Consider the following 25,604-nt stretch of genomic DNA (forward strand, 5'->3'; position numbering starts at 1 on the left):
ACGCCCAATTTCAAATTATACAAGCAAGTCAATAGAAAGTGAATAAAATCAAAGATCTTACATCAGGAAATATATTTACGCAAATTGTAAAATTGGCAATTCCAATCATTGCCACTTCATTTGTGCAAATGTCCTATAACATGACGGATATGGCTTGGCTGGGGCATGTTGGAAAGGAAACGGTTAGTGCAGTTGGAATGGCTCTTTACCTGGTTTGGTTTGGATCTTCGTTAATGTTCATTCCTAAAATTGGTGCTGAAGTGGGCATTTCACAATCCATTGGTCGAAAAAACATTGCCGATGCACAATTTTTTGCAAAAAATGCATTCAGTTTATCCTTACTGATTTCATCTGTTTTTGCGATACTGGTATGGGTTTTTGCTCATCCGATTATTAGCACCTTTAACATTAATAGTGAATTTGTAAATCAAACGGCAGTTGATTACCTAAGATTCGTTGCATTTGGTATGCCATTTACCTTTACCAACATCAGCATGTCGGGCATTTACAACGGCACTGGTAATACTCGAATTCCTTTTGTTGTCAATACAATTGGGCTAATCATGAACATCATTCTCGATCCAATTTTGATATTTGGCTGGGGAGATATTCCTGCATTAGGAGCAAAAGGTGCTGCAATTGCCACTGTTGGTTCACAATTCTTAGTGTTCGTGATCTTTATCTACAATCTGCACATCAGGCAAAATCCTCTAAACATTAAACACTATTTGGACAAAATTCAAAAGAAGTTCTTACAACCAATTCTTAAAGTTGGTGGTCCTGTTGCCTTGCAATCGGTATGTTTTGCATTCCTGGCAATGTTGCTTGCTCGTGTTTTAAATGGCATTGCCGAAGGGAACGAAATTCCTTTTGCAGTACAATCAATTGGTGCGCAAATCGAAGCCTTATCTTGGATGACAGCCTCAGGATTCTCAACTGCATTGGGAACATTTACCGGACAAAATTTTGGCGCAAAAAAATGGGATAGAATTCAAAAAGGATTTTTTATTACTCTGGGAATCGCCGGCTTTATTGGTCTAATCAGTACAGTATTATTCCTGTTTATTGGCGAATCTATATTTGGTTTATTCATGAAAAACAGCGAACAAGGAGTCGTTCAATTGGGAATTGTTTACCTCATCATCTTGAGTTTTTCACAAGTTTTCATGAGCATTGAAATTACCACCACAGGTGCTTTTAACGGAGTTGGTCGTGCCATTCCGCCAGCAATTGTAGGCATTATCGGAAATGTGCTGCGCATTCCTTTTGCATTTCTATTTAGTTATACAATAGTAGATTTATTGCCCCTTTTTCAAGGATGGATCTCTTCTGAATATGTTCAGGTAACCGGAGTATGGTGGGGAGTCACTTTTTCAAGTATTTTAAAAGGAAGTATACTTTTCCTTTGGTTTTTATTCCTGCTTCACAAACATCCTGAAAATGATTATCCTTTGCCTTTCCAAAAATTCTGGATTCGACTTTTACCAAGCAGATTACGTCAAACATCAATTGTAATTAATCCATTAAAAGATGAAACGTCCATGAGTAAATAATTAATAACTCACGCACTGGAATGATTATTTACTCATAGTAAGTTACATCCTACAAAAACATGAAAAATAAACGGATGAACAAATTAAAAAGGGAGCTTAAGGTTACCGAAGATGGTTCTCATACATTTTATATGCCCGACTTGGATGAGCATTATCACTCTACCCATGGGGCAATTCAGGAATCGATGCATATTTTCCTGAATGCAGGATTTCATTTTGCACAACAGGAACCATTACACATTCTGGAAATTGGATTTGGAACAGGATTAAATTGTTTTTTAACGGTAACAGAGGCTGAAAAACAGAAGAGAAAAGTAATTTATCACTCTATAGAGCTCTACCCTCTTGAAAAAGAATTGATAGAGAACTTAAACTATGCAGAACAAACCAATATGGAAGCTTCGGAAATGTTCCAAAAATTGCATTCCTGTGAGTGGAATACCGATGTGCAAATCAATGAGAATTTCACCTTGCATAAACTTCAGGGAGATTTAATTGAATTCAATTTTCCATCAAAATATGATTTGGTTTACTTCGATGCATTTGCACCAGATGTGCAACCAGATTTATGGAGTCAGGCTATTTTTGAGAAAATTTATCAGGCCACAACTTCAGAAGCCATACTTACCACCTACTGTACTAAAGGAATTGTGAAAAGAGCCTTACGTGCTGCCGGTTTTAAGGTAAAAAGACTTCCCGGCCCTCCTGGAAAAAGAGAAATGTTACGAGCCACCCGAATCGATGATTTTGAACCGATAAAAACGGCCGAACAATTGTAAAAAAAACTTAATTTCATATGCAGTTTCGCATATGTGAAGGAAAAGCCTTACCTTAGTCGATCTTTATGATCATACTAATCATAAATCAAAAAGCAAATAACAAAATAATTATATAAAATGAAGTACACAGAAGAACAAGACAAAGTAAGCTACTGCCTTGGTTTAAGCATTGCTAGCAACTTAATTACATCAGGAGTAAAAACCATTAGCACTGAGCCATTCATGGAAGCTCTTGATGCTGCATTCAATGGTAAAATGCCAGAACTTTCTCCGGATGAAGCAAACAAAATCCTTCAAGAATATTTCACTAAAGTTCAAGAAGAGCAAGCTAATGTAGCAATCGAAGCTGGAAAAAAATTCTTAGCTGAAAATGCTAAAAAAGAAGGTGTAACTTCTCTTGAAAGCGGTCTTCAATATGAAATCGTTACAGAGGGTAATGGTGATTTACCAAAAGGTACTGATAGCGTAAAATGTCACTATCATGGTACTTTAATTGATGGAACTGTTTTCGACAGCTCCGTTAACAGAGGTGAGCCTGCTACATTCCCAGTGAATGGTGTAATTGCAGGATGGGTTGAAGCTCTTCAATTAATGCCTGTTGGATCGAAATGGAAATTATATGTTCCTTCTGGTTTAGCTTACGGAGCACAAGGTGCTGGTAACTTAATCGGTCCTCACACAACTCTTATTTTTGAAGTTGAGTTGTTAGAAATAGTTTAATAATTAACCAAAATACAACGCAAAATGAAACTAAAAGCATTGTCTCTTGCACTTGGATTAGGTGCTATGACCCTTGTTTCTTGTAACCAAAATGGAAATAAGGATGTAGCCTTAAATAATCAAATTGATTCTGTTAGTTACGCTATTGGTATTAACTTCGGAACAAACCTAAAGAAAAGCAACATCACTGAATTTAACGAAGCAGCTATCCTTGCTGGTATTTATGATGTGATTGATGGTGATTCTTTGAAAATTGAATTGCGTGAAAGTGGTTCTGTAATTAACACTTACATGAGAGCTCTTCAAGCAAAAGTTGGTGAAGAAAATATCGCTAAAGGCGAAAAATTCTTATCTGAGAATGCTAAAAAAGAAGGTGTTATTACTACTGCTAGTGGCTTACAATACCGAGTAATTACTGAAGGTACTGGTGAAAAACCAGCTGCTACAGATCAGGTAAAAGTTCACTACCGTGGAACAACTATCGATGGTAAAGAGTTTGATTCTTCTTTCAAAAGAAATCAACCAGCTACTTTTGCTGCAAACCGTGTAATCAAAGGTTGGACTGAAGCACTTCAGTTAATGCCTGTTGGTTCTAAGTACGAATTGTTCATTCCTGCTAATTTGGCATATGGTCCTCGTGGAGCAGGTGGTGATATAGGTCCAAACGAAACTTTGATTTTCGAAGTTGAACTTTTGGAAATTGTAAAACCAGCAGAACCTAAAAAATAATTGACCTGTAGTTTCAGGACGATATATTAAAAACAGAACCCCTTTTGATGAAAATCGAAAGGGGTTTTTTGCCCCTTAGCTGTTTCAAAAAACTTGAGTCTCATTTCCAAGTTCTTATTCATATCACAGGTTGACAATTTTTTAAGCCCATATCTTTTTTTTAGATTTGCATACTTTTGCAACTACCAAGACGAAGTTGTAAATTTAAAATCTTGTTTTCGACTTTTGAAAACTAATTAAACTGTATAATAACCAATAAAATAAATAGTCATGTACGCTGAAATTCATACCGAAAAAGGAGTAATGAAAGTAGAATTCTACGAAAAAGACGCTCCAAAAACTGTTGAAAATTTTGTAAACCTATCGGAATCCGGATTTTACGACGGACTAAATTTCCACCGTGTAATTCCTAGCTTTGTTATTCAAGGTGGTTGTCCTGATGGAACTGGTGCTGGTGGACCAGGTTATTCTATCGACTGTGAGTTGGATGGAGACAACCAATATCACGACAGAGGCGTTCTTTCTATGGCACACGCTGGTAGAAACACAGGTGGATCGCAATTTTTCATTTGCCACAACCGCGACAACACTTCTCACCTAGACAGAAACCATACTTGTTTCGGTAAAGTTGTTGAAGGTCTTGATGTGATCGATGACATCCGCGCTGGCGACAAAATCGAAAAAATTGTAATCATTAAAGAGTAATTCCTAAAAGATAATTAGATACAGATGAATTTTGAAATCAACGGAAAAGTAATCGTTAAAGATGATACTCAACAAATTAGCGATCGCTTTAAGAAAAGAGAGTTTGTAATTGAAGTAGAAAATGAAAGAAATTCAGAATGGAACGATTTCATTAAATTCCAATTAACTCAAGACAGATGTGACCTTTTGGAACCAATTTCTTTGAACGAAGAAATTAAAGTTTCTTTTAACATTCGCGGTCGCAAATGGGAAAAAGATGGAAATGTAAACTACTTCTCTAATTTGGAAGCTTGGAGAATTGAGAAAGTACAAGCTGAAGCAGGAATTCCAGAAATGCCAGAATTTACTGCAGATGATATACCACCTGCTCCAGAAGAAGATGATCTTCCTTTTTAATTGAAAATATACAAACCCATTCCAATCGGAGTGGGTTTTTTCAATGGCTTAAGTGAATAATCTTTTTTCGTATCTACTTTTACAAAAAAACTGCCCTTCGAATGAAGAACAGTTTATCGTCAAAAAAATTATTGAAAAATCCGGTCGGCACCGGCTGTGTTTGAACTTACCTAAAGTGAATATACTTATTCACAATTCTATCGAATGCTGCCAAAGAAGCCATGGCAACTACAACAATATAAACAATTACAGGAACCTTCGACAAGCTAACAAAAACTCCATTCAACAATTGATTAATTGGCGTTAGAAATAATTTATCTAGTTGTGTAAAAAATGGATGTTCGAAATCACTAACTATTGTTCTTACGTCAGTTCCAAGCAATATTATTGCTAAAACTACTAATAAACCAATAATTCCTAACCACTGCTTTCTTGATCTAATTTGTTTTACCTCAATTGGTTTTGCCAACCAATCTTGCATTACGTCATCCATCACCTTGTTGGTGAACCTCTCTGATGGTTCTTCCAACTCTACATCTTTCATTAAATTCTTAATGAATTGGTCTTTATAGATATCTTCTTGCTTGTTCATGGTTTTCTATTTTTAGAAATCTATAATATTGTTTTTAGCTCTCCGTGTAAAATTGTTTCCAATTGCGAATACAATTTTTTTCGTGCACGATGCAGCTTTACTTTCACGTTTGACTGGCTCAATCCGGTAATTTCACAAACTTCATCTACCGAATTTTCTTCCAGATAAAATAGAGTTAATAATGTCCTTTCTTCAGCATTCATTTGCTGCAAAGCCTTCGTTAAGTACATTTTCCTTTCCTCTGAACGAATCTCCTGCAATGCCGATTGAGTAGATTTTATATTTACTGATGCTGAATAATCTTCATCAATAGAGCTTACATCAAGCTTTTTTTTTCTCAATCGAGAAATTGCTGTATTGTAGATGATTCTGTACACCCAAGTTGAAAATTTTGCATCTCCTTTATAGGTATCTAATGCTTGGTATGCCTTCAGGAAAGCATCCTGAGCAACTTCTTCGGCATCTTCTCTATTCCCCATTAATTGCAAAGCCACATTAAAAGCCATTTTCTTGTATTTATCAACAAGAACAGCATACGCACCAGGATCTCCTTCCTTTATTTTTGCAATATAATAGCTATCTCTTCTTAATGCCATATTAAATCAAACTTTCAACTCTCAACAAAACATCATCACTTAAAAAGACAATTTTTTGTTGCTAAATGTTGCTTCAAAAATCAAAATTTAAACTTTTATTGAATCATCTGTAACTTAGACGCACAAGTATTCGGTTCGGTTACAGACTTAAGAAAATAAGTTCAACATTTCTTTTTTTCTACTCAACACATGCAAGTTAATACAATGATTTTCATCAGAATAATATCTCACGTTAAAACTTTCTTAATTTTTTTTGTAACCGATTTTAAAGAGGTGGCGTCATAAAGTTGAAAGCAAAAATCAATAAGCGATTTTAGTTTTGAAATTAAATTTAAGTTTAACCTTAAAATCACATATTATGGATATCACAGGTGTAGTAGCAATAATTTCAGTATTTGGATGTGTTCCACTAATCATTTTTTTAGTACACAGACATAAAGAAAGAAGAGCATTAATCGAAAAAGGCATGGATATTAGTTTATTACAAGGAGAAAAAAAGTGTAGCACACTTGAAAGCTTAAAGTATGGAATTTTATTGATTGGATTGGCAGCAGGAATCCTAGTTGGTAATATTCTGGATGCCTACACAAGATTAAACGAAGAAGTTTCTTACTTTTCAATGATCTTCTTATTTGGTGGCTTAGCACTGTTAATTTTTTACAGCATAGCTAAAAAGCAACAAGAAACTGAATAGTTTGAAATAATTTACCCCAAACAAAAAATGCGCCTCAATTCGAAGCGCATTTTTTTATATCAAAGCCTTATAATTTTATTTACCAATATGAAACAGAATTACTTCTTCGGCTGCTCTTTCACAAACAGGGCAAAAGTGTTTCTCGTTATTCGATTTCATTTTACAATCTTGAACTGGTGAATAAATTCCCTTAGCCATATAGCCTCCTCCTTCAAACACTCCAAGTGTTTTTTCATATTCAGGAGTTCGTGGTGTTGGTACAGGTATTGATTCATCCAACATGTCTTTCCATTTAGAGTCAAAATCAACCATAGTTGTGATATTTGGTTCCCATGGCTCAACTTCCAGGTTATAAAAACCATCGTAAGCAACTTTCGAATTGTAATACTCATCTCCAAGGCCAACAAATCCATGTCCAAATTCATGGCTTGATACTTCGTATGTCAATTGGTTATCAGCCGAGCAACTTGAATAATAATTATAGAAACCACCTCCCCCATAACGATCGGTATTAATCAACACAAAAATTTGATCGTAAGGCACATTTGCACTAATATCATGCAGAGCCTTAATGTCAAAAGTTGTTAGATACCGTGGAACATCGAAGGTATAAAATGTAGTATTTACAGCTGTATTCTTATAAATATTCTCACCTGGCACATCGGTTCCAGATTCTTCTGAAACAGATTCTAAAGCATAAATGTTAAAGTTTTTCGCATACTTATCAAATGGAGGTACATCCAATAGATAACCAGCAACTCTTTTTACATCTGCCCTAAATTTATCCATTTCTTCAAGCGTATATCCTTCAGCAATAAAAGCAATATCAACACTTTTATCAGGACGGCCCTTCCCCATAATCTTTGTATAAGGAACTGTTAATGGCTTTTCTCTGCCAATAAAATAATTCGCAGGATCAATTGTATACTCCCAAATCTGCTCCATGCTTCCGTCCCATCTTCTTGACTCCAACACAAAACGAGCTGTCTTTTTAGGATACGGCATCACATTCACCTGATAAAATGCTTTTTTTAATTTCTTTGCTTCATCTGTAGATTGCCATTCTTGAAAAAGAGAATTAAAGCCTTTAGAATAAATCAATTCTCCCGATTCCTCATCATACAACTTGAATCCGAAAGTTCCATATCCAAATTTATCTATCAGATTTACGGTACTTCCTCCCCAGTGAGGTTCCTCTTTTAACTCCTTCATAAATACGGTTTGAGAGTTTGCATCACCCCCCATTAAATAATCAATTCGGAGGGTTTTATTTTCGAAGTATTTTTCAAATTTGTTTTGTGCATTGCAAAAATTACTTAATGCCATAAACATCAAAACTAATAATGGTTTTAGGTTCATTTTACGATTGTTTAAGTTGAAGTCATAAAAATACAAATAACCTGAGTTCGATTAAAAACATTTGTCACAGAAAGTCAGATCTGTTCAAGATTTTTAACAATTCGAGATTCACATTTTTCATTTCCTGATCGAAATAGATATCTTAGATTTTTAATTCACACACAAATTTAATTAGACCATGAAAGAACTATTGGGCGTTCAATTAAAGAACTGGTTAATCAGCGAAGGTTTTTCAGATTATTGGGCTGTTCTATTACAATCAGTTATTGCTGCAATTATCGTTTTAATTGTTGCTTGGTTATCTGATTTTATTGCAAAAAAAATTCTAATCTCGATCATTACTAAAGTTGTTAGAAAGACCAAAACCCATTGGGATGATATTCTTTTGGAAAGAAAAGTATTTAATAAAATCTCCCATTTTGCTCCTGCCTTCATTATATATTCAAGCGCTTCACTAATTGACCATGAAAGCTGGAGTAATTTTGTTGAAAATGGAGCATATGTTTATATGGTTGTCCTTGCAATTATGCTTCTTGATACTTTCCTGAGTGCAAGCAACGATATATACAACACCATGCCGGTGAGTAAAACACGACCAATAAAAGGATACATACAAATTATAAAAATCTTTTTTTATGCATTGGGAATTATCACAATAATCGCGGTTTTATTCGATAAAAATCCTTTAACTATTATTGCTGGAATGGGAGCCTTTGCTGCCGTTATCCTGTTGATTTTTAAAGATACAATATTAGGATTTGTAGCTTCCATTCAACTATCCGCCAACAAAATGGTGAACATTGGCGACTGGATTTCAATGCCATCAAAAGGAGCCGATGGAACTGTAATCGATATCAGCCTAAATACAGTAAAAGTTCAAAATTGGGATAAAACAATCAGTACAATCCCAACATATGCTTTGGTTTCCGAATCATTCAATAACTGGAAAGGAATGGAAGAATCGGGAGGTAGAAGAATTAAAAGGCATTTAAATATAGATGTAAAGTCGATTCACTTTCTTTCTGAAGAAGACATCCATAAATTTGAAAAAATCAACTTGATTCAAGATTACATGAAAGAAAAGAAAGAAGAAATTCAATCATCAAATCCTGAAGGTGAGATCCCTGTAAATCAGAGAAGGTTAACGAATATTGGAACATTCCGAAAATATGTTGAAGCATATCTTTACAATCACCCAAAAATTCATAATGAAATGACTTTCCTTGTACGTCAGTTACAAGCATCCGAAAAGGGTTTACCAATTGAAATATATGTATTTTCTAATGATCAGGAATGGGCAAACTATGAAGCCATTCAGGCAGATATATTCGATCACATTTTCGCAATTGTACCTGAATTCAATTTAAAAGTCTTCCAGAATCCTACTGGTGATGATTTTCAAAAATTAATGAACTAACTATAAATGAAGAGTATCTTTAAAAAACTCGATTTTTTCGAGTCATTGGGCTGGTTTGGCAATATCATTCTAAGTATTGGAGTGATTCCACAAGTTGTACAAACATGGAAAACACATGATGTTGATAGTTTTAACTGGCCCTTTTTGCTGATGTGGGCTTTTGGCGTGCTGTTTACTTTTATCTATATTGTAAACGGTGATTTAAAAGCAGATAAAAGACAATACCCACTTTGGTTAAACTATATGGTAAACATTGTGGCAACTTTTTATCTCTGTTATGCCAAACTGATTTATTCATAAAGCTAAATCCAAAAATTAATATGAAGAAATTACTTACCTTTTTAGTCATACTTAGCTGTTTTGGCTCTTTTGCACAAACTAAAGTAGGCGGTGTTGAATTGCCATCAAAAATGATGGTAAAAGAAACAAAATTGCACTTGCAAGGAGCTGGCACCAGAGTTAAACTTTGGATGAATATGTATGCAATGGGATTGTATTTGGAAAGTAAAACCAAAGATGCATCGCAAATCATTAATGATGATAAATGCATGGGCATTAGACTTGAAATTATTTCCGGCTTAATTACAGCTGAGAAAATGGAGAAAGCCACAAGAGATGGTTTTAAAAATTCAACCCAAAACAATATTAAACCAATAGAATCCAGAATAAATGATTTCCTCTCAGTTTTTTTAAGTGGAGTAGAAAAGAAAGACGTTTTTGAATTTGTTTACAACCCTTCGGAAGGAAGCTTGATATACAAAAATGGAGAACTTAAAAAGGTAATTGATGGATTAGATTTTAAAAAAGCACTTTTTGGCATTTGGCTTTGCAATAAACCTGCCGATAAAAATTTAAAAGAAGATCTGCTTAAATAGAATCAGAAAAGAATAATAAAGGAGTGATTTTTAGATCACTCCTTTTTTTATTGCATGAAAGATAGAATTGCTTTCTAAATAAAGGTTTAACGGATACAGTTCAAAAAAAAACTTTATCTTAGCGCCCACACCAAACTTATTATCCTTAGGGATAAATACTTTTAAACTAATTGTATATCAAAATGATTGGAAAAGCATTTTGCTTATACAATACTTTATGCCAATACACAATTGCAGGGCTATAAAATATAGCTGGTAATTATTTGTAATCGGTATATAACAAATCTTTCGGACTATAGGAATCTGTTTCTTGAGAAGATATTTTGCACCCGAAATTTTGCGTGCATTTTGTGAAACAAAAACAATGACAATGAGTACCAAGAGATTTTCTAAAATTGTAGGTTCAGGTAGTTATCTGCCAAGTATCGAAGTTAAAAATTCGCATTTTTTGAACCATGATTTTTTTGAACCGAACGGACAAAAAATTGAAACTCCAAACGAGGAAATAATTGAAAAGTTCCGTGAGATTACCGGAATTGAAGAAAGAAAGTATGCAACTGATAAGCAGCAAGCATCCGATTTGGCTTATTTAGCAGCAAAAGATGCACTAGATTCTTCAAACATCGATAAAGAAAGCATTGACTATATTTTGGTTGCGCACAATTACGGTGATATCAAACCAAATTCAACATTAACCAATCAACTTCCGTGCTTGGCCGCAAAAGTGAAAAACCTTTTGCAAATAGAAAATCCAAAATGTATTGCTTACGATATCTTGTTTGGATGTCCTGGTTGGGTTCAATTGATGATCCAAGCCAACTACTACATCAAATCGGGCGATGCCAATCGAGTGTTGGTAATTGGTGCAGAAACACTATCTCGTGTTTGTGATCCACATGACAGAGATAGTATGATTTATTCGGACGGAGCTGGTGCTACCATATTGGAAGCTTGTGAATCGGAAGAAGAAACAGGAATCTTATCTCATGCAATGAGAACGGACACCAAAGATCAAGCCTATTTCTTAAGATCAGACATTTCAGACAATGCTGATTTCGAAGGAAACAGTAACAGTCATTTCATTAAAATGTTTGGCCGTAAAATTTACGAATACGCAATTACCAATGTTCCTGGCGTTGTAAAGGAGAGTATTGATAAAGCTGGATTAGACATCAAAGACATCAAGAAAATATTAATCCACCAAGCAAACGAAAAAATGGATGAAGCCATAGGGAAACGATTGTTTAGATTGTATAAAGAAAAAGAAGTGCCGGAAGATATTATGCCAATTATTTTAAAGAAAATGGGTAACAATTCTGTGGCTACCGTTCCGATTCTTTACGATCAAATTGCCAAAGGAACTTTATCTGATCACAATTTAAATTCTGGCGACTATGTTGTGTTTGCCTCTGTTGGTGCAGGAATGAACATTAACTCATTTGTATATAAAGTGTAAATTGAACTTTAAATGTTAAATTTTCAATCTTTTTAATAAAGATTTATCCAAATTTGTTGGATTCAAAAATAATTTTTCTAAATTAGCAGGGCTGAATCTGATAGAGGCTAGAAAATAAAGGGGATTGAGGAGAATAGGATATTATCAGATTTGATTTTGGAATTGCATTCTAACCCTAAAATTACTATAAATATTACCCGAATTAACACTTGTTGGTTCGGGTAATTTTTTTTGAATTATATTACCATTCAAAATAAGATTGAAGCCTTTCTACAGAGAAAGAATCCAAATTAGATTGGCAAAATGGATTCGCTAAAAAAATCCTTTATCTTGCTGCCCTAAGACAAGTAAAATGACCCAAGTATACCACCTATCAATTCTTACCTGCTTGATTTTTTCAATCATTCTGTTTGCAGGATTACTTTACACATGCATTATTTTTTATCAGGAAAAGGAAAAAAGAGCTGGATTCAGAGCTCTTTTACTCGCTTTACTACTGCCTCCCATTTACTTGCTAACATGGTATTACAACTGGGAGGTTATAGCACTTATTCTTACTGCTGATCTTTTAATTACCAGCATCCTATTTTTAATCCCTTTTGGTAATAAGAAAAACATCACCGATGATTTTCCAAAAACGCAAATTGATGAGAGAGACATCATGTTCTCGAGAAACGAGTTGAAAGAAAACACTGAAAGGTTCAAAGAATATTATTCCAAAAATCCTGACAAACTAAAACTGGATAACGAGTTTAGAAAAGAACCAGGATTAACCGCAGAGAAGTCCATATTTTTTAATGAATTCGCATACAAAGCTGCCAATGCAAGTTTTTTTACGGTTGAGCAATTTCATCAAGCTGTTGATGGTGACATCAATCCAATAAAATCCAATATTTCAAAAAGCGATTTAAGTAAGTTTATTAAGGATTGGAGCAGAAAACTAAGAGCCTTAAATGTTGGAATTACTGAATTGAAAGATTATCATTTCTATTCACATAAAGGAAGAGGCGAAGGTTATGGAAATCCTATTGAGAGTAATCATACACATGCCATTGCCTTTACTGTTGAAATGAGTCAGGAAATGGTGGCCGCAGCACCACAATCTTCTATAGTAATGGAATCGGCTCAACAGTATTTAGAGGCTGGACGAATTGCTGTTCAACTGGCACAATTCTTAAGGAGCCTAGGATTTTCAGCACGAGCTCACATCGATGGAAATTACCAAATCGTTTGTCCTTTGGTTGCCCGAGATGCTGGCCTAGGTGAAATTGGCAGAATGGGCTTACTGATGACACCTAAAAAAGGTCCACGAGTGCGATTGGGAGTGGTTACTACAGAATTTGAATTGGATACCGACAAAAGAACCAAGAACAATTCGATGCTTGATTTCTGCTTACAATGTAAAAAATGTGCAGAGGTTTGTCCGAGCAAATCCATATCGTTCGACGATCCAAAACTTGTAAATGGAATTAAAAGATGGCAAATTAATTCGGAATCTTGCTTTACCTATTGGTGCAAAGCAGGCACCGATTGTGGTCGCTGCATGGCTTGTTGTCCATACTCACATCCCGATAATTTACTACACAATTTCATTCGTTTTGGCATTAAAAATTCTGCTTTATTCAGAATGTTGGCAGTACATCTTGATAATTTCTTTTATGGAAGAAAACCCAAATCGGCAGATCTTCCGAACTGGATTCCCAAAAACAATACCGATTATTAATTCATCATTTAAGATAAAATATAAAAAAAGGCACAGAAATAAAATTCCTATGCCTTAACTAATCATTGAGTTTATAATCCTATCTACTTATACTCCTTTGCTGTTTTATAATCCTTGCATTTATAGTACAAATTGTAAAGAGCATTCTTCACATTCTTGTTCGGTTTTGCCTTGTATGCAATGAGTAACATTGGTTCTGCCTCTCGCATTTTTTTTCTGTAAACTGTCAGTTTTTGTTTGCTTTTCTGGTAATCATCATTAGTTGGTTTTGCCAATGATTCATACGATTTTATTGCCTCTTCGAAATCCGAATTTGCCTTTAAAAACAGAATCATGCCCAAATTCATATTCGAACTGGCGTCATCAGGTTTTAATTCTATGGCCTTGCGGTATTCAGTTTTGGCACTTTCAATATCATTTAGTTGCTGATAAGAAACCGCTTTAAAATAATGATACTTGTGATTGCTTGGATACCATTCAATCAACTCATCGCATACAGGCAATAGCTTCTCAAATTGTTTCGAATTCATATACAGATATGACAAACTTTTAACAACCTTTCTGTACTCATGAGGCATATTTTTCTTTTTCGCCAAGAGAACAAATTCCTGCCCATTCACATCTTTCTCGGATTTGTAAATAGCTAAACACTTTGAGTAAAAACTTGGTCCTGGAGTTCCCATTTCCATGGCTTTGCGATAATTCTTTTTTGCCTCTTCAATATTTCCCAATTCTTGCTGACAAACACCAATATACCCAAAGGCCCATGATCTTTGCATTTCATCTCCAATACCACTATCTACCAATTTCTGATAATCGGTTAAAGCCTCTTGATAATTCTTTTCGAAAAACTTACTATTTGCTTTATTCAATTCGCTGTCAAAATCTTGAGCATTCAATATCAACGAAAATAAAACAAGTACTGATGTTAATATTCTCTTCATAATTTGTCATTAATGGTCATATAATATTGTGACGTTTAAATGCCCACCGAGGGTGAATAAAAATTCATTTATTTCACATTTAGACACAAAAAAACGCAGAAAGTTTATTTCTGCGTTACCATATTCTTAGTCTTAAAAGATTATTTTCTTTGTCGAACTGCTTCGTAAACCATTAACGATGCAGCTACCGATACATTTAGAGATTCAATTTGCCCTAGGATTGGCACTTTTACTTTTTCATCAGCCAGGCGAAGTAATGCCTCATCGATACCGGTATCCTCCGATCCCATAATAATTGCTGTTGCCAACGTTAAATCTGTATCAGTATAATAGTTTTCAGCCTTTTCTGTTGAAGCCACAATTCGAATTCCTTCCTTTTTCAGATTGCGCACAAGAGTTTTTAGATTCTGCACACGGCATACCGGAATTTGATACAATGCTCCGGCTGAAGTTTTAATTGAATCAGGAGTAATTTTAGCTGAATTCTTAAATGGTATAATAATCGCATCAACACCTGCACACTCAGCAGAACGAGCTATTGCTCCAAAATTTCTGACATCAGTAATCTGATCCAAAATTAAAATTAGAGGGACTCTTCCTTCAGCCATAATCTGTGGCACAACATCTTCAACTTCCTGGTAAGCAATAGGTGCAATTAAAGCAACAACACCTTGATTGTTTTTCTGGTTTAGTGAGTTGATTTTCTCAGCAGGAACAAATTGATACTCGACTGATTCGTCACGAATTATATCGAATAGATCTTGGTACAGACGACCAGTTAATCCTTTACGAATTAATACTTTTTCAATTTCTTTACCACTTTTAATCGCCTCCATTGTTGCTCTAATCCCGAACAACATTTCCTGTTTCTGTTTAGCCATCTATCTAATTTCTTGATTTTACATTTAATACCAGTTGCGGTTTTTCCTTATAGGTTAAGTATCGCCACAACCATTCCAACGGTCCCATCCTGTAATACTTCAACCATATATAAGATGAAGTCATTTGAAAAATCCAGATACCAAGCATCCAAAATAGCAACTCAAACCTGTTGAACTCACCGAATAATCCAAATCCGTAACTATAAAAAATGATGGAACAAATTACGGATTGGCAAAGGTAGTTTGTAAAAGCCAATCGACCAACTGCTTCGAAAGCTTTCGTTAAAAATTTCAACAGATTTAATTGATACACCAAAATGATTAAGCCAATGTATCCTAGCGTAGTAAAAATGCTCGAAAAGTAATTGTACTGATACCCATATTTGAAATAATGTACTACCTCCCATCTGTTTTGAGACATTTCCTGAACTCCATAATTGGAAATTAGTACACCTACTCCTATGCCCAAAACAGCCATTATAGCATAAAATATTTTCGATTTTTTTGCCGATAAGATTCCCTGATTTAAAAGTACCATTCCCAATAACATCATCCCGGTAGTTCTCCATATGGATAGCATAAAGAAGGATCCTACCTGATAATTCATATTTAATTGAGCTCTTTTAACAAAGATATCTAACCAGGAACCAGTCTGATACAAATCAATTTCAGCAGATAATATTTCAGCCGAAGGTGAAAATTCAGCCATTGATTCTTCCAACATTTTTTCGGGCATGGTTTCAAACATACTTCCAATAGCATAAAAGAAAAACATTGGTACCAAATACAGAAACATGAAAAGAACCAACTTCCATTCATCTTTCATTTTACGAAGTAGTACGGCAATTAAGCCAATAACTGAATAAGCTACCAGAATATCGCCAAACCAAATAAAATAAGCGTGAATCATCCCAAAAAGCAGAAGCCACATCATTCTTCTGATGTGAATTTTCGAGCCATCAATTCCCTGGTCTGTCAAGCGATTAACAAATAGTAGAATACCTGCACCAAACAAAATGGAAAAAATACTCATGAATTTTAGCTCTGCAAAAACATGCACCAGCCAATAGGCAAAACTTTCCAACTCACTCATTTCTCCCAGTACCAACGGATTGGCAAATGATACATTTGGCAAAGCAAAAAGCTGAATATTAATAAATAGAATTCCTAAAAGTGCGAAACCTCTCAGAATATCGAGAGAATGAATTCTTTCTTTTAGAGAAGTTGGAGCAGCATGTGGGTTTTGCATTTTTTCTTTCTAAGATAAGAAGAAAGAGTTTCACGCAAAGGGCGCAAAAGTATTTATTTAATAAGAACGCAAAGAATTAATATTTGAAAGAATCCTTTGTACAATTAATCTGTTAACTTTAATATATTTAAAATATCTGGTATGACTGAAAACGAAATATCTTATAAGATAATTGGTAAGGCAATTGAAATTCATAAAGCGATTGGTCCTGGATTGTTAGAATCAGCCTACGAAAGTGCATTAACATACGAACTGGAACAAATCGATTTAAAAGTTGAATGTCAAAAATCAATGCCTTTCATCTATAAAGAAATAAAACAAGAAACAGGCTATCGTTTGGATTTACTCGTTGAAGATAAAGTCATTGTTGAAATTAAATCTGTTGAACAACTAGCACCTGTTCACCATTCACAGCTTTTAACCTATTTAAGACTCTCCGGTAAAAAACTTGGTCTTTTAATAAATTTCAATTCAAAATATGTAAAAAACAGCATACATCGAATCGTAAACAACTTATAAATTGTTAATCGGCAAAAACTTTGCGTTCTTAATTACGATTATTCTTTGCGCCCTTTGCGTGAAATCACTCTCCTCTTTCAGCAATCAATTCCTCCAATTGCTCATGGAATTCTTCCCAGGCCATCATTTCATTTTCAAGATCTTTCTTGGCATCCTCATATTGGGTAAAAAGAGATTGATCTTGCATTTTCTCTGGATTTGAAAGTAGATCTTCCATTTCAGCAATTTGCGCTTCAAACTTGGCTATATTTTCCTCAGCCTTGGTAACATTGCGTTCCATTTTGGTAATTTTCTTGCTTAACTCTTTTCTTTCCAGGTAATTCAATTTATTTTCCGAAGGAGCCTCTTCAACTTTCTCTTGAACCATCGCTTTTTTCACTTCCAACTCCTGAAGGTTTTCCATGCGTTTAGCTCTTAAGAAGTCATAAATCCCACCCAAGTGTTCTTTTATTTTTTTGTTGCCGAACTCATAAACCTTCGATGCCAATCCATCCAGGAATTCACGGTCGTGAGAAACAACAATAACCGTTCCTTCAAATTGTGACAAGGCCTCTTTCAACACATCCTTCGATTTCATATCCAAATGGTTGGTAGGCTCATCGAGCACCAATAAATTCACAGGCTCCAAAAGCAGGCGAATCATAGCCAATCGAGATCTTTCTCCTCCCGAAAGCACCTTAACCTTCTTGTCTACATCCTCGCCACGGAACATGAAAGCACCAAGAATATCTCTAATTTTGGTACGTACATCGCCAACGGCAACATCATCAATCGTATCTAAAACCGTTTTGTTTTCATCCAAGAGTTGAGCCTGATTCTGCGCAAAGTATCCAATTTTTACATTGTGACCAACCTTGCAGATTCCCGTATGCTCCAACTCTCCCATCAACACTTTTACCAGAGTCGATTTTCCTTCTCCATTCTTCCCTACAAAAGCAAGCTTCTCACCCCTTTCAATTACAAATTCCAGCTCGCTTAAAACCAAATGGTCGCCATAAGCTTTACTCAAGTTTTTGGCTTCGCAAACCAAATCACCAGAACGCGGTGCAGGAGGAAATTTCAAGTTCAATTTCGACATATCTTCCTCATCCACCTCTATTCTTTCCAGTTTTTCAAGCTGCTTGATTCTGGACTGAACCTGAACCGCCTTTGTAGCCTTATACCTGAATCGTTCGATAAAATCCTCAGTATCCTTAATCAGCTTTTGCTGATTGGTATAGGCTTTCATCTGCTGTTCCCTGCGCTCGGCATGCAGAACAACATATTCAGAATAAGGAACTTTGTAATCGTATATTTTTCCAACCGAAATCTCAACAGTTCTGTTGGTGATATTATCCAAAAATGCACGGTCGTGAGATACCAATACCACAGCTCCAGGATATACTTTCAAAAAATCCTCTAACCACTGAATTGACTCAATATCCAAATGGTTGGTAGGCTCATCCAGAAGAAAAACATCCGGACGACGCAATAGAATTTTAGCCAATTCGATACGCATTCTCCAACCACCACTAAATTCATTGGTCTGACGAGTGAAATCGCTACGCAAAAAACCAAGTCCCATTAAGGTTTTCTCGGCTTCAGCATCAACATTTTCGCCACCCATCATGTGGTAACGGTCATTTTTATCGCTCAAACGATTAATTAGCTTCATGTAATCCTCCGATTCATAATCGGTACGCTCAGCGATTTCATTATTAATTTTTGCAATCTCTTTTTCAAGACCCAATACCTCTTCAAAAGCAGAAAGAGCTTCCTCCATTACCGTTCTGCCATCAAAATGGTTCATTTGCTGTGGCAGATAACCAATCTTAATCTCGGAAGGAATAGAAACATTTCCTTTTGTGGCTCCCTGGAATCCCGCAAAAATCTTCAGCAAAGTTGATTTCCCAGCTCCATTTTTTCCAACAAGGCCAATTCTGTCTCTCGAATTCACAAGAAAACTTACCTCTTTGAAAAGAGTAAAACCACCAAATTCAACTGTAAGATTATTTATTGAGATCATATTAATTCCGTTTTTAAGATGTGGCGACAAAAATAATGAAGAATGAGCAATTAATAATTAGTAATGAATAATTAAATCATCCAACACAAAATATAAATTGCTCTTCAGAAATTCTAATTCGATAACTGCGCACTATTAACTGTTTCCTGTTCACTAATAACTGCCTTTTTCAACATTTCTGACTGAATGATATTCTCCTTCACCTCAGTCATTACAATATTTTCAGCTTCAGCAAAAGAAATATCATAAACACGATTTACTCTTGCATATTCTTTAGGGAAACGAGCCAATAGTTTGTCATACAATCGATCAAGATCTTGCTTTTTAGGATTCTGAAACTCCATTTTCAGTTCGAATCTTCGAATCAAAGCCTCATCAATCATATCAATTTGATTGGTTGCTGCAATCATTACTGAATTCTTTGGCAAGTGATCCATCATTTGAATCATACCATTCACAACACGTTTCATCTCACTACTATCGGTATTGTCATAGTTTCGTTCTTTTCCCAAAGAATCAAACTCATCGAAAAACAAAACTGCCTCTTGTGTTTCAATCATTTTAAAAGCTGAAGCAATATTTCTTGAGGTCTCTCCTAGTTTCGAAGAAATAATATTCCCCAGGTTTATTGTTTTGATTTTTTTATTCAATTTATTGGCAATTGCCTTTGCTGTCATGGTTTTACCACAACCCGATTTCCCATATAGCAAGATCTTATTGACTACTGGCAATCCATACTTTGTCAGAATTTCAACATGTTCGTATTCTCTTAAAAACTGAGAAATCTGTGAAAAAAGTTGTTCATCAAAAACAACGTCATTCATATCAACTTTCCCTTGGTTGGGTATAAACAGATGATTCATGCTTAAATTTTGTATTTGCTGTGTTTTGTTGTTGTTTAGTTTAGTGCTGCAAACTTAGTATTTTATTCTTAATCATAAGCAAGAGCATTTTGAGAGTTTTAGGTATCAATCTGATTTCGATTAAAAATATCACATAAAAGAAAGAGGAGAACCTAAAATGTTCTCCTCTTTCTTTTATTTCTTCTGCGAATAGTCTTTATAAATCGCTTTTTCAAATTCTATCCAATGCTCACTCGTCATCCTTTCTGGAGTGAACAAGCAAATTCCTGTAGCACCATTTACCATCGATTGACGAATGGCTTCGCCAATTTCCTCTGGCAACAAACCATGATTTTCAGGATCTGCTTCTTTTGATTTTCTATCTGGATTAGGACAAATAAACAAACCACTGTAAACGGGTCTTTCACCATTCACACTCTCTACAGATTCCTTACACATTTTCCCTATCCATTCGGTTCCTTCCAGGTAAAAATCGTTGTAGTTCATTGGCAAAAATGCATCCAAATTCCACTGATTCCATTCCTGACGAACCATTTTAACCGCATGTGAATGTGGTCCTGGAAATACTGCTGCCGTAATGTCTTTACCTTGAGCATGCACATCTTCAACCAAACGATTTACGATTTTTGTGATCAGATCCTCACGAAACTTTTTCCATTCTTGCAAATCTCTTGCCTTAGCCTGATCAGTAATTTCAAGCCCTGTTTTTTCCTTAAAATCCGATTTACACTTATCACAATAGCAATAATCAAAATCTGGATATTCCTTATCCATTACCAATCCGTACTTATCCCACAATCCTTTTGCAAGAATCACATCCGGAAAACGAATATAGTCCAAATGTACTCCATCAACCTCTGGCAATCGAGCAATAGTTACATATAGGTTTGAAAGATATTTGTATACCTCCTCCTTGTTAGGACACAAAAAAGTATAATGATCTACATAGGCTGGTTTGTCGTAGGCCGACTCTCCATTTCCATTTACGGCATACAATTCTTTTGGAATATTTTTATCTCTGCCTTGAACCATTGTTGGTATCCAGGTGTGAAATTCAAGGCCAACCTCCTTGGCAATCTTTCCCACTCGTTGATATACGGCTGGATCATGACCTCCATTGTACATCAAACCATCAATTCCTTTTTCTTTTAAATCAGTAAATTTTTCTAAAAGTTGTGCGTCGGTTGCTTCGCCCGGACCTCCAAGCCATGCAAAACATGGAACTTTAGTTGACTGTTGTGTACCGCACGACACCAACAACAACAAACTGATAACAGCAAGTAGCTTGTTCATAGTTAAATTATAAAAAAGATTTTTGGCTTTGGAATACTGGCTAAAGATAACAAATTAAAGTAAGAAGCATTTGGATAGGGTATCAGGAAATGTAATACGACTTTTTGACTATTCAACCTTTCGACTATTCGACTTTTTATATCTTTGTGCCCAAATTAAAATTCTAAGACAAGTGGGAAGAAAAAGAAACAGAAAACCCCTTCTGCAAAACATTAAAATTGAGAAGTTAGCCGCCGAAGGAAAGGCCATCGCAAAAGTGGATGAAAAAGTATTGTTTGTAACAAACGTAATTCCAGGCGATGTAGTGGATGTACAGGTTACCAAAAAACGCAAAAGTTATATGGAAGGTAATCCTGTTTTCTTTCACGAGCATTCTTCATTAAAACAAGATGCTTTTTGCGAGCATTTTGGTGTGTGTGGTGGATGCAAGTGGCAAAATTTACCTTACAAAGAACAATTAAAGTTCAAGCAACAAGAAGTAATCGACAATTTGGAAAGAATTGGTAAAGTTGAATTGCCTGAGGTAAATCACATTTTGGCATCAGCCAAAACCGAATTCTACCGTAACAAATTGGAATATACTTTCTCTAGTAAAAGATATTTAACCAATGAGGAAATTGCCAGCGGTGAAGATTTAAACCGTACTCCGGCTGTTGGTTTTCACGTGCCTCGATTGTTCGATAAGGTTGTTGACATCAACAAGTGTCACCTGCAACCAGAACCATCGAATGCCATCAGAATGGCCATTAAGGAATTTGCTTTTGCCAATGATTTAAGCTTCTTTGATATCCGCAATCACGAAGGATTCTTAAGAACCTTAATCATTCGAACTGCATCTACAGGCGAGAATATGGTAATTGTTACTTTCTACCACGAAGATGTGGAAAAGAGAGAAGCATTACTGAATCATTTGGTTGAAAACTTCCCTGAAATCACATCTTTAATGTATGTGATCAACGAAAAAGCAAATGATACCATTACCGATCAGGAGGTAGTATTGTTTAAAGGACGCGATCATATCTTCGAGCAAATGGAAGATTTGAAGTTTAAAATTGGTCCAAAGTCCTTCTACCAAACCAATTCCGATCAAGCTTACGAATTGTACTGCAAAACTCGCGAATTTGCTGAACTAACAGGCGACGAAGTGGTTTACGATTTGTACACAGGAACTGGAACCATTGCAAATTTCGTAGCAAAACAAGCCAAGCAGGTAATTGGTATCGAATATGTGCCTGAAGCCATTGAAGATGCTAAGGTAAACTCTGAAATCAACGGAATCAACAATACAAAATTCTTTGCTGGCGACATGAAGAAGGTACTGACCAAAGAATTTATCGAACTTCATGGTCAGCCTGATACCATGATTGTTGATCCACCACGTGCCGGAATGCATATTGATGTTGTGGAAACCATTCTACACGCAGCTCCAAAACGCATTGTTTATGTAAGCTGTAACTCGGCGACTCAAGCTCGCGATTTAGCACTAATGGACGAAGCCTACAAAGTAACCAAAGTACAAGCTGTCGACATGTTCCCACACACTCATCATGTGGAGAACATTGTGCAGTTGGAGAAACGTTAAGTTTTTCATGCTTAAAATATAAAAAGCTCGCAAAGAATATATTTGCGAGCTTTTTTTATTTACTAATACTTTTCGGGATTGTAAAACTAAATTTTGAACCTCGCCCAACATCCGATTCTACCCACAATTCACCTCCCAATAACTCTACAATTTCTTTCGAAATAGATAGTCCCAACCCAATTCCTCCATGTTGTCTGGTAAGGTGATTTTCAATCTGTCTGAAACGGCTAAAAATTATCTTCTGATGCTCAGGAGATATTCCTATTCCTGTATCCTGCACATAAAATAGAAAACTATCTTTTAAACTTTCACAACCAATAATAATCTCACCCTCTATGGTAAATTTAATAGCATTCCGAATCAAATTATTTAATACCTGCAACAATTTAACTTTATCAGTATGTATTTCAAAATTTAGATTAAACATGTAATCCAACTTTACACTTAACTTCTTTTTTTCAGCCTCAATAGAATGAAGATTTTTTAGCCCATATAAAAGTGGATCAAGATAAATACGATCTACATTGATTTGTAATTTCTTTGCCTCCAACAATGAAGCATCCAATATATCATCCATAATACTCATTAGCTGATTTCCACAATCTTTTATTATGGTAGCATATTCTTTTCGCTCTTCATTTGTTAAGTCAACATTACCAATAAAATCGGCAAATCCAAGCAAACCATTTAGTGGAGTCCTAACTTCATGACTAAGATTAGCCAGGAAAGCCGTTTTAAGCCTGTCATTTTCTTCTGCCTTAATCAGTGCTTGTGTTAATTTAGCTTCAATATGCTTTTTTTCAGTAATATCTAATCCAACTTTTAGATATCCTACAATACAATTCTCATCATCAAACACGGGTGAAATGGAAGCCGATTCCCAAAAATAACTAGAGTCTTTACGTTTGTTATAAAATTCTCCTTTCCACTTTTCTCCTGATGATATTTTCTGCCACAAATCTTTGTAAACAATAGCCGAATGTTTGCCTGATTTTAAAATCCTTGGATTTTCTCCTATTAGCTCTTCCAAATCGTACCCAGTTACCTTGCAGAATATCGGATTTACATATTCTATCTCCCCATTGGTGTTTGTAATTACTATTGCTGCCGGACTTTGCTCAACCGCATTTGATAGTTTAGTTATTTTAAGCAAGTTCTTATTTCTCTCAGTCACATCTCGTATTACAGAATGCAAAAGTTCTTTTCCATCAACCATTACAGCACCTGATGAAACTTCAACATCTTTAATTTCTCCCGATGCAATGCGATGTTGAGCTTTAAAAATTGTTTTTGAGTTCGTTTTAGCTTTCTCAATATTATCCCAAACAGAAACTTCTCCTGCAATATTTAAATCCCAAATTTTAAGATTTAACAATTCTCTTTTTGAATAGCCATAGAACTCACAAGCACTTTCATTCACATCTTTTATCAGCCCATTTTCTGGCGATACAAGCATCATTACAGATGAACTACCGTAAAAAATATTCTTGTACCTATTCTCCACCTCACTTAACTTCTCCTTTAATTTTACCTTATCAGTTAAGTCAACCGCCGAAATCACAAACTCCTTATCATTTATAGGGAAAGAATCTACGTAAATGTATTTTCCTATATCTGAATGATAAGAATAAAAACTAGTGCTTTTGAAATCATTGATCACCGATTTAAAGTAAGCAATCCATTCAGGTTCAGTATTTGGAAACAATTCCAACATAGTCCTTCCAATAGCATAGTCTTTAGAGATTTCTATAATTTCTTCATTTGCCTTATTCATATCCTTGTAGAGTAAATCCACCAATTCTCCTGATTCATTCCTAATTGGTTCAAAAATTGCTATAGCTGAATTTGCCGCTGAAAAAAGTGTTTTGTACTTCATTTCACTTTTTAGCAATTGCTCTACAAGTTTCTTGTTTTCTATCTTATATTCGTCTAAAAAGAACTTATTCTTTCCTTCCTCATACAATGTTTTTAAATCAGATTCAATGAGCTTTCGGAATCCTCTAAACAAGTTTTTCATATAGGAATCCAATTTTATTTTCTCCTCATCTACAACATATAAAACTCCAAACAGATCTCCATTCGAAAATTTAATAGGATACCCCAGATAGTTTATGTTGTTATAATTTTCCCGTACAAAATCATCAAAACAAATTTCTTTTTTGAAATCTAAAAATTTGTCATGATTCAAAATATCCAACCATCTTTGAATTTCTAACCTTAATGCCTTGTTGTATAAATTGCTTTCTAATAATAGCTCGATATTTGATTTTTTAACTTGAACAATAATAACCTTTGAAATATTGAACGTATTTGAAATGAGATTCAACACATCTTGCCATTTGTTCAAAATGCTACTTGAAATCTTATAATTTACAACTTCATACATAATGTATCATTCATTTTAGGAATAGAACAAACTGTCAAATAAGAATAATTACAACGAACACTCAAGTCAACACAGACTCTAATTGCCGTCCTAACAATCAATAACAGAATAAAATTCTCATCATCAACAATAATAATTGACACCTAAAGTTAAATAAATACACATGCTATACAAACATAAATTGCAAATAAAATCTATCTGCAATTTACGTCGTATATGCCATTGTACCTTTAATAAATACATATCTCCACCCCAAAATACATTCAGATCCCTTCATTATAAAAGTTC

Annotated in this window: 24 protein-coding genes; 14 read left to right on the forward strand and 10 right to left on the reverse strand. The window is 35.0% G+C overall.

Annotated features, from left to right (window positions below):
- The first annotated feature begins 38 nt into the window (after window positions 1-38).
- From ACKPCA_RS11990 to ACKPCA_RS12015, 6 genes are all read left to right on the forward strand, one after another.
- The gene (locus tag ACKPCA_RS11990; protein WP_321279312.1) at window positions 39-1,553 is read left to right on the forward strand and encodes an MATE family efflux transporter; all 1,515 of its coding nucleotides are present in this window, start codon (window positions 39-41) and stop codon (window positions 1,551-1,553) included.
- A 74-nt stretch (window positions 1,554-1,627) separates the two neighbouring features.
- Window positions 1,628-2,332, forward strand: a complete 705-nt coding sequence (gene mnmC2 / locus ACKPCA_RS11995; RefSeq protein ID WP_321279313.1) for a tRNA (5-methylaminomethyl-2-thiouridine)(34)-methyltransferase MnmC2 — start codon at window positions 1,628-1,630, stop codon at window positions 2,330-2,332.
- A 117-nt stretch (window positions 2,333-2,449) separates the two neighbouring features.
- Complete coding sequence (locus ACKPCA_RS12000) at window positions 2,450-3,052, forward strand: FKBP-type peptidyl-prolyl cis-trans isomerase (protein WP_321279314.1); 603 nt, start codon at window positions 2,450-2,452, stop codon at window positions 3,050-3,052.
- A 24-nt stretch (window positions 3,053-3,076) separates the two neighbouring features.
- On the forward strand, window positions 3,077-3,781 hold the full coding sequence (locus ACKPCA_RS12005) for an FKBP-type peptidyl-prolyl cis-trans isomerase (RefSeq protein ID WP_321279315.1): 705 nt from the start codon (window positions 3,077-3,079) through the stop codon (window positions 3,779-3,781).
- 270 nt (window positions 3,782-4,051) lie between these two features.
- Window positions 4,052-4,486, forward strand: a complete 435-nt coding sequence (locus ACKPCA_RS12010; protein WP_054715878.1) for a peptidylprolyl isomerase — start codon at window positions 4,052-4,054, stop codon at window positions 4,484-4,486.
- A gap of 24 nt (window positions 4,487-4,510) precedes the next feature.
- Window positions 4,511-4,882, forward strand: a complete 372-nt coding sequence (locus tag ACKPCA_RS12015) for a DUF3127 domain-containing protein (protein ID WP_054715875.1) — start codon at window positions 4,511-4,513, stop codon at window positions 4,880-4,882.
- Window positions 4,883-5,048: 166 nt separating this feature from the next.
- On the opposite strand, the gene ACKPCA_RS12020 is transcribed toward ACKPCA_RS12015, so the two are convergent.
- Window positions 5,049-5,474 (reverse strand): hypothetical protein, encoded by a 426-nt coding sequence (locus ACKPCA_RS12020; protein WP_054715872.1) that lies wholly within the window; start codon window positions 5,472-5,474, stop codon window positions 5,049-5,051.
- A 20-nt stretch (window positions 5,475-5,494) separates the two neighbouring features.
- Window positions 5,495-6,070 carry an RNA polymerase sigma factor gene (locus tag ACKPCA_RS12025; RefSeq protein WP_321279316.1) on the reverse strand — a complete coding sequence of 192 codons (576 nt, stop codon included), beginning with the start codon at window positions 6,068-6,070 and terminating at the stop codon, window positions 5,495-5,497.
- 358 nt (window positions 6,071-6,428) lie between these two features.
- Here ACKPCA_RS12025 and ACKPCA_RS12030 point away from each other — a divergent pair, with 358 nt between their 5' ends.
- Window positions 6,429-6,764 carry a DUF6249 domain-containing protein gene (locus ACKPCA_RS12030; RefSeq protein WP_054715866.1) on the forward strand — a complete coding sequence of 112 codons (336 nt, stop codon included), beginning with the start codon at window positions 6,429-6,431 and terminating at the stop codon, window positions 6,762-6,764.
- Window positions 6,765-6,839: 75 nt separating this feature from the next.
- On the opposite strand, the gene ACKPCA_RS12035 is transcribed toward ACKPCA_RS12030, so the two are convergent.
- Window positions 6,840-8,123, reverse strand: a complete 1,284-nt coding sequence (locus ACKPCA_RS12035) for a M64 family metallopeptidase (RefSeq protein WP_321279317.1) — start codon at window positions 8,121-8,123, stop codon at window positions 6,840-6,842.
- Between the two features lie 178 nt (window positions 8,124-8,301).
- Here ACKPCA_RS12035 and ACKPCA_RS12040 point away from each other — a divergent pair, with 178 nt between their 5' ends.
- From ACKPCA_RS12040 to ACKPCA_RS12060, 5 genes are all read left to right on the forward strand, one after another.
- Window positions 8,302-9,540, forward strand: a complete 1,239-nt coding sequence (locus ACKPCA_RS12040; protein ID WP_054715860.1) for a mechanosensitive ion channel family protein — start codon at window positions 8,302-8,304, stop codon at window positions 9,538-9,540.
- Window positions 9,541-9,546: 6 nt separating this feature from the next.
- Window positions 9,547-9,840 (forward strand): PQ-loop repeat-containing protein, encoded by a 294-nt coding sequence (locus ACKPCA_RS12045; RefSeq protein ID WP_054715857.1) that lies wholly within the window; start codon window positions 9,547-9,549, stop codon window positions 9,838-9,840.
- Between the two features lie 20 nt (window positions 9,841-9,860).
- A complete protein-coding gene (locus ACKPCA_RS12050) occupies window positions 9,861-10,415 on the forward strand; it encodes a chalcone isomerase family protein (protein WP_321279318.1) in 555 nt (184 codons plus the stop codon).
- Between the two features lie 370 nt (window positions 10,416-10,785).
- Complete coding sequence (locus tag ACKPCA_RS12055; RefSeq protein WP_054715851.1) at window positions 10,786-11,871, forward strand: 3-oxoacyl-ACP synthase III family protein; 1,086 nt, start codon at window positions 10,786-10,788, stop codon at window positions 11,869-11,871.
- 352 nt (window positions 11,872-12,223) lie between these two features.
- Window positions 12,224-13,594 carry a 4Fe-4S dicluster domain-containing protein gene (locus ACKPCA_RS12060; protein WP_321279319.1) on the forward strand — a complete coding sequence of 457 codons (1,371 nt, stop codon included), beginning with the start codon at window positions 12,224-12,226 and terminating at the stop codon, window positions 13,592-13,594.
- 83 nt (window positions 13,595-13,677) lie between these two features.
- On the opposite strand, the gene ACKPCA_RS12065 is transcribed toward ACKPCA_RS12060, so the two are convergent.
- The 3 genes from ACKPCA_RS12065 to ACKPCA_RS12075 all read right to left on the reverse strand — a co-directional run bounded on the left by ACKPCA_RS12065 (window position 13,678) and on the right by ACKPCA_RS12075 (window position 16,668).
- On the reverse strand, window positions 13,678-14,538 hold the full coding sequence (locus tag ACKPCA_RS12065; protein WP_054715846.1) for a tetratricopeptide repeat protein: 861 nt from the start codon (window positions 14,536-14,538) through the stop codon (window positions 13,678-13,680).
- Between the two features lie 140 nt (window positions 14,539-14,678).
- On the reverse strand, window positions 14,679-15,419 hold the full coding sequence (gene rlmB / locus ACKPCA_RS12070) for a 23S rRNA (guanosine(2251)-2'-O)-methyltransferase RlmB (protein WP_054715843.1): 741 nt from the start codon (window positions 15,417-15,419) through the stop codon (window positions 14,679-14,681).
- 4 nt (window positions 15,420-15,423) lie between these two features.
- Window positions 15,424-16,668 carry a DUF418 domain-containing protein gene (locus tag ACKPCA_RS12075; protein ID WP_321279320.1) on the reverse strand — a complete coding sequence of 415 codons (1,245 nt, stop codon included), beginning with the start codon at window positions 16,666-16,668 and terminating at the stop codon, window positions 15,424-15,426.
- A gap of 141 nt (window positions 16,669-16,809) precedes the next feature.
- On the opposite strand from ACKPCA_RS12075, the gene ACKPCA_RS12080 reads away from it, so the two are divergent.
- Window positions 16,810-17,187, forward strand: coding sequence for a GxxExxY protein (locus ACKPCA_RS12080; RefSeq protein WP_321279321.1), 378 nt, complete (start codon window positions 16,810-16,812; stop codon window positions 17,185-17,187).
- A gap of 64 nt (window positions 17,188-17,251) precedes the next feature.
- Here the strand turns inward: ACKPCA_RS12080 and ACKPCA_RS12085 are convergent, their stop codons facing one another.
- The 3 genes from ACKPCA_RS12085 to ACKPCA_RS12095 form a co-directional block, all read right to left on the reverse strand.
- Window positions 17,252-19,192, reverse strand: a complete 1,941-nt coding sequence (locus ACKPCA_RS12085) for an ABC-F family ATP-binding cassette domain-containing protein (protein ID WP_321279322.1) — start codon at window positions 19,190-19,192, stop codon at window positions 17,252-17,254.
- A 113-nt stretch (window positions 19,193-19,305) separates the two neighbouring features.
- Entirely contained in the window at window positions 19,306-20,055 is a 750-nt protein-coding gene (locus ACKPCA_RS12090; RefSeq protein WP_321279323.1) for an AAA family ATPase, read from the reverse strand.
- A 174-nt stretch (window positions 20,056-20,229) separates the two neighbouring features.
- Entirely contained in the window at window positions 20,230-21,348 is a 1,119-nt protein-coding gene (locus tag ACKPCA_RS12095) for a glycoside hydrolase family 10 protein (protein WP_321279324.1), read from the reverse strand.
- A 172-nt stretch (window positions 21,349-21,520) separates the two neighbouring features.
- Between ACKPCA_RS12095 and rlmD the strand changes: the two genes are divergently transcribed.
- Window positions 21,521-22,930 (forward strand): 23S rRNA (uracil(1939)-C(5))-methyltransferase RlmD, encoded by a 1,410-nt coding sequence (gene rlmD / locus ACKPCA_RS12100; protein WP_321279325.1) that lies wholly within the window; start codon window positions 21,521-21,523, stop codon window positions 22,928-22,930.
- Between the two features lie 55 nt (window positions 22,931-22,985).
- Here rlmD and ACKPCA_RS12105 read toward each other — a convergent pair whose 3' ends face one another.
- A complete protein-coding gene (locus ACKPCA_RS12105; protein WP_321279326.1) occupies window positions 22,986-25,316 on the reverse strand; it encodes a PAS domain-containing sensor histidine kinase in 2,331 nt (776 codons plus the stop codon).
- Window positions 25,317-25,604: the final 288 nt, after the last annotated feature.

The sequence above is a fragment of the Marinifilum fragile genome (genome assembly GCF_963677365.1).
Taxonomy (GTDB): domain Bacteria; phylum Bacteroidota; class Bacteroidia; order Bacteroidales; family Marinifilaceae; genus Marinifilum; species Marinifilum fragile.

Excerpts from the sequence above, each read along its gene's own strand:
- mnmC2 (WP_321279313.1), top strand. The coding sequence starts at position 1,628 with ATGAACAAATTAAAAAGGGAGCTTAAGGTTACCGAAGATGGTTCTCAT.
- ACKPCA_RS12000 (WP_321279314.1), top strand. The coding sequence starts at position 2,450 with ATGAAGTACACAGAAGAACAAGACAAAGTAAGCTACTGCCTTGGTTTA.
- ACKPCA_RS12005 (WP_321279315.1), top strand. The coding sequence starts at position 3,077 with ATGAAACTAAAAGCATTGTCTCTTGCACTTGGATTAGGTGCTATGACC.
- ACKPCA_RS12010 (WP_054715878.1), top strand. The coding sequence starts at position 4,052 with ATGTACGCTGAAATTCATACCGAAAAAGGAGTAATGAAAGTAGAATTC.
- ACKPCA_RS12015 (WP_054715875.1), top strand. The coding sequence starts at position 4,511 with ATGAATTTTGAAATCAACGGAAAAGTAATCGTTAAAGATGATACTCAA.
- ACKPCA_RS12020 (WP_054715872.1), bottom strand. The coding sequence starts at position 5,474 with ATGAACAAGCAAGAAGATATCTATAAAGACCAATTCATTAAGAATTTA.
- ACKPCA_RS12025 (WP_321279316.1), bottom strand. The coding sequence starts at position 6,070 with ATGGCATTAAGAAGAGATAGCTATTATATTGCAAAAATAAAGGAAGGA.
- ACKPCA_RS12030 (WP_054715866.1), top strand. The coding sequence starts at position 6,429 with ATGGATATCACAGGTGTAGTAGCAATAATTTCAGTATTTGGATGTGTT.
- ACKPCA_RS12035 (WP_321279317.1), bottom strand. The coding sequence starts at position 8,123 with ATGAACCTAAAACCATTATTAGTTTTGATGTTTATGGCATTAAGTAAT.
- ACKPCA_RS12040 (WP_054715860.1), top strand. The coding sequence starts at position 8,302 with ATGAAAGAACTATTGGGCGTTCAATTAAAGAACTGGTTAATCAGCGAA.
- ACKPCA_RS12045 (WP_054715857.1), top strand. The coding sequence starts at position 9,547 with ATGAAGAGTATCTTTAAAAAACTCGATTTTTTCGAGTCATTGGGCTGG.
- ACKPCA_RS12050 (WP_321279318.1), top strand. The coding sequence starts at position 9,861 with ATGAAGAAATTACTTACCTTTTTAGTCATACTTAGCTGTTTTGGCTCT.
- ACKPCA_RS12055 (WP_054715851.1), top strand. The coding sequence starts at position 10,786 with ATGAGTACCAAGAGATTTTCTAAAATTGTAGGTTCAGGTAGTTATCTG.
- ACKPCA_RS12060 (WP_321279319.1), top strand. The coding sequence starts at position 12,224 with ATGACCCAAGTATACCACCTATCAATTCTTACCTGCTTGATTTTTTCA.
- ACKPCA_RS12065 (WP_054715846.1), bottom strand. The coding sequence starts at position 14,538 with ATGAAGAGAATATTAACATCAGTACTTGTTTTATTTTCGTTGATATTG.
- rlmB (WP_054715843.1), bottom strand. The coding sequence starts at position 15,419 with ATGGCTAAACAGAAACAGGAAATGTTGTTCGGGATTAGAGCAACAATG.
- ACKPCA_RS12075 (WP_321279320.1), bottom strand. The coding sequence starts at position 16,668 with ATGCAAAACCCACATGCTGCTCCAACTTCTCTAAAAGAAAGAATTCAT.
- ACKPCA_RS12080 (WP_321279321.1), top strand. The coding sequence starts at position 16,810 with ATGACTGAAAACGAAATATCTTATAAGATAATTGGTAAGGCAATTGAA.
- ACKPCA_RS12085 (WP_321279322.1), bottom strand. The coding sequence starts at position 19,192 with ATGATCTCAATAAATAATCTTACAGTTGAATTTGGTGGTTTTACTCTT.
- ACKPCA_RS12090 (WP_321279323.1), bottom strand. The coding sequence starts at position 20,055 with ATGAATCATCTGTTTATACCCAACCAAGGGAAAGTTGATATGAATGAC.
- ACKPCA_RS12095 (WP_321279324.1), bottom strand. The coding sequence starts at position 21,348 with ATGAACAAGCTACTTGCTGTTATCAGTTTGTTGTTGTTGGTGTCGTGC.
- ACKPCA_RS12105 (WP_321279326.1), bottom strand. The coding sequence starts at position 25,316 with ATGTATGAAGTTGTAAATTATAAGATTTCAAGTAGCATTTTGAACAAA.